This window comes from Mesorhizobium abyssinicae, assembly GCF_049887195.1.
Lineage (GTDB): Bacteria > Pseudomonadota > Alphaproteobacteria > Rhizobiales > Rhizobiaceae > Mesorhizobium > Mesorhizobium abyssinicae.
Genome location: NZ_JARAKC010000064.1, coordinates 1 through 3,441, shown reverse-complemented (window position 1 = coordinate 3,441; position 3,441 = coordinate 1). Strand labels below are relative to the sequence as shown.

Here is a 3,441-nt window from a genome sequence, read left to right as displayed (position 1 = left end):
GCGCGAGCAGCTCGGGCTGAACCAGCCTGCCTATCTCCGCTACTTCCACTGGCTGGGCGGCGTGCTCACCGGCGATCTCGGCACCGCCATGTCGAGCGGGCAGGACATTGCGACATCGATCAAGGACAGGCTGTGGAACACGCTGTTCCTCGCCTTCTGGGCGGCGATCGTCGCCGTGCCGCTGGCGATCATCCTCGGTCTGATCGCGGTGCGTTACCGCAACGGCTGGGTCGACAAGCTGATCTCCGGCGTGGCGCTGGCCTCGACCTCGTTCCCGGAATTCTTCATCGGCTATGTGCTCGTCTTCTACTTCGCCGTGCAGCACCAATGGTTCCCGGCCATCTCCACCGTCTATGAGGGCATGCCGTTCGGCGAACGCATGCAGGCGATCGCGCTGCCGGCGGCGGCACTGACACTGGTCGTGCTTGCGCACATGATGCGCATGACCCGCGCCGCGATCCTCAATGTCATGCAGTCGGCCTATGTCGAGACGGCCGAGTTGAAGGGACTTTCGGCCTTCTCCGTCATCCGAAAGCACGCTTTCCCGAACGCCATCGCGCCGATCATCAACGTCGTCATGCTCAACCTTGCCTATCTGGTGGTCGGGGTCGTCGTGGTGGAGGTGATCTTCGTCTATCCCGGCATGGGGCAATATCTGGTCGATCACGTCACCAAGCGCGACGTGCCGGTGGTGCAGGCGGTCGGCCTGATCTTCGCCGCCGTCTATATCAGCCTGAACATCATCGCGGACATTGCGGCGATCGTCGCCAATCCGCGTCTCAGGCATCCGAAGTGAGGGGGCGGGCATGCTCGACATAAAACGCATTCCCATCCCGGCACTGATCGGCATCGTGCTGACGGCGATGTTCGTGCTGGCGGCGATCTTCGCGCCATTGATCGCACCGCATGACAATGCCGAGATTGTCGGCGACGTCTGGGAACCGATGTCGGCAGCCCATTGGCTGGGCACCGACAATCTCGGCCGTGATCTGTTGTCGCGCATGATCTACGGCGCCCGCATCACCTTGTTCATAGCCGTGCTGGCCACCGCGCTGTCCTTCTCGCTCGGCGCAATCCTCGGTTTCTCGGCGGCAGTGCTCGGCGGCTGGTTCGACACGCTGCTGTCGCGCCTCGTCGATCTCCTGATGTCGATCCCGACGCTGATCATGGGCCTCGTCGTGCTTTCGGTGCTGCCGTCCAACCTGGTGACGCTGATCCTGGTGATGGGCATCCTCGATTCGACCCGCGTCTATCGCCTGTCGCGCGCGGTGGCCGTCGACATCAATGTCATGGACTACGTCGAAGCGGCCAAGCTGCGCGGCGAGGGCAGTGGTTGGATCATCTTCCGCGAGATCCTGCCCAACGCGCTGTCGCCACTGGTTTCCGAGCTCGGCCTGCGCTTCATCTATGCGGTGCTGTTTTTGTCGACGCTCTCCTTCCTCGGCCTTGGCGTGCAGCCGCCGGATGCCGACTGGGGCGGCATGGTCAAGGAAAACAAGGACGGGATCGTCTTCGGCATTGCGGCCGCGCTGATCCCCGCGGCGGCGATCGCAGCACTGGCGATCTCGGTCAACCTCGTCGCCGACTGGGTGCTGAACCGCACGACAAGCCTGAAGGGAGGACGCGGGTGATGGCTGACAGCAAAGCGAAGTCCGGCCTGCTGCTCGACATCCGCAATCTGCGCATCGAGGCCACGGTTTATCCTCCCGGCGAGCAGCCGAAGACGATAACCCTTGTCCACGATGTCTCGCTGACGCTGGAGAAGGGCAAGGTGCTCGGCCTGATCGGCGAGTCCGGCGCCGGCAAGTCGACCATCGGCCTGTCGTCGATGGGCTATGGCCGCGGCGGGGTGCGTATCACCGGCGGCGAGGTGATCCTCAACGGCCGTGACATCCTCAAAGGCGGCAAGGAGGGATTCCGCAAGCTGCGAGGCCGCGAGGTCTGCTATGTCGCGCAATCGGCGGCGGCGGCCTTCAACCCGGCCCACAAGCTGATGGACCAGGTGGTGGAAGCCACGCTGCTGCACGGCACGGCGACGCGGGCGGAAGCCGAGAAGCGTGCCGTGGCACTGTTCAAGAAGCTCAGCCTGCCCAATTCGGAAACGATAGGACAGCGCTTCCCGCATCAGGTGTCCGGCGGCCAGCTGCAGCGCGTGATGACGGCGATGGCGCTGTGCTCGGACCCGGACCTGATCGTCTTCGACGAGCCGACCACGGCGCTCGACGTGACGACCCAGATCGACGTGCTGGCTGCGATCAAGGACGCCATCCGCGACACCCATGTGGCGGCGCTTTACATCACCCACGACCTCGCCGTCGTCGCCCAGGTGTCGGACGAGATCATGGTGCTGCGTCACGGCCGGCTGGTCGAATGGGGCGGCACCCGCCAGATCATCAAGGAGCCGCGCCAAGAATACACCAACGCGCTGGTCTCGGTGCATGAGATCGAGCACCACGAACAACAGCCGGGCACGACGCCGATGCTGTCGGTGAAGAACGTGACGGCCGCCTATGGCGGTGGCGCTATCAAGGTGCTGAAGAACGTCTCGGTCGACATCTTTCCGGGCCAGACGCTGGCGGTTGTCGGCGAGAGCGGCTCCGGCAAGTCGACCCTGGCGCGCGCCATCACCGGCCTTCTGCCACCCGAAGAGGGCACCGTCACCTTCGATGGACGTCCGCTCGCCAACCGGCTCGCCGACCGGCCCAAGGAGGATCTGCGCCAGCTGCAGATGATCTATCAGATGGCCGACGTGGCGATGAACCCGCGCCAGACCGTCGGCACCATCATCGGCCGGCCGCTGGAGTTCTATTTCGGTCTGCGTGGAAGGCAACGTGACGTCCGCGTCGCCGAACTGCTCGACAAGATCGAAATGGGCAAGGGTTTCATCGACCGCTACCCGGCCGAGCTTTCCGGCGGCCAGAAGCAGCGCGTCTGCATCGCCCGCTCGCTTGCCGCCAAGCCGAAGCTGATCATCTGCGACGAGGTGACCTCGGCGCTCGATCCGCTGGTGGCCAATGGCATCCTGAAGTTGCTGCTCGAGCTGCAGAAAGAGGAAAACGTCGCCTATCTGTTCATCACCCACGACCTCGCCACGGTGAAGTCGATCGCCGATTCGATCGCGGTGATGTATCGCGGCGAGGTGGTGCGCTGCGGGGCTAAGAGCAAAGTGCTGACGCCGCCCTTCGACGACTATACCGACCTTCTCTTGTCCTCAGTCCCCGAAATGGAGATCGGATGGCTGGAACAGGTGATCGCCAGCCGGAAGATGGCCAGCGCGGGAAACTAGCACGTTGAGTTGGACGAAGACGGGATTTCTAGAGCACGTCCTGTTTAATCTGGTTCATAACCGGCTGCTTTGAAGTAGTTGGCGCATTCGTTCGGCGTGAACAGGTCGAGGACCGTGCCGACGGCGTTCCAAAGCGCGGCGATTGTCCGTTCGGC

The 3,441-nt window shown here is 63.6% G+C and carries 3 protein-coding genes and 1 pseudogene; 3 read left to right on the top strand and 1 reads right to left on the bottom strand.

The genetic code is table 11. From position 1 onward, the window contains the following. From PU724_RS33530 to PU724_RS33520, 3 genes are all read left to right on the top strand, one after another. On the top strand, positions 1–796 hold a 796-nt coding region (locus tag PU724_RS33530), incomplete at its 5' end, for an ABC transporter permease (RefSeq protein ID WP_426213814.1). Between the two features lie 10 nt (positions 797–806). Further along, positions 807–1,631, top strand: a complete 825-nt coding sequence (locus PU724_RS33525) for an ABC transporter permease (RefSeq protein WP_354425813.1) — start codon at positions 807–809, stop codon at positions 1,629–1,631. Then, positions 1,631–3,286: an ABC transporter ATP-binding protein gene (locus tag PU724_RS33520; RefSeq protein ID WP_354425811.1), complete on the top strand. Its 1,656-nt coding sequence runs from the start codon at positions 1,631–1,633 to the stop codon at positions 3,284–3,286. Before PU724_RS33525 ends, PU724_RS33520 begins: the two co-directional genes overlap by 1 nt. A 44-nt stretch (positions 3,287–3,330) precedes the next feature. Here the strand turns inward: PU724_RS33520 and PU724_RS33515 are convergent. Further along, a pseudogene (locus PU724_RS33515) lies at positions 3,331–3,441 on the bottom strand (IS630 family transposase); the annotation flags it as partial.

Coding starts and splice junctions, on each gene's coding strand:
- PU724_RS33525 (WP_354425813.1), top strand. CDS start 807: ATGCTCGACATAAAACGCATTCCCATCCCGGCACTGATCGGCATCGTG.
- PU724_RS33520 (WP_354425811.1), top strand. CDS start 1,631: ATGGCTGACAGCAAAGCGAAGTCCGGCCTGCTGCTCGACATCCGCAAT.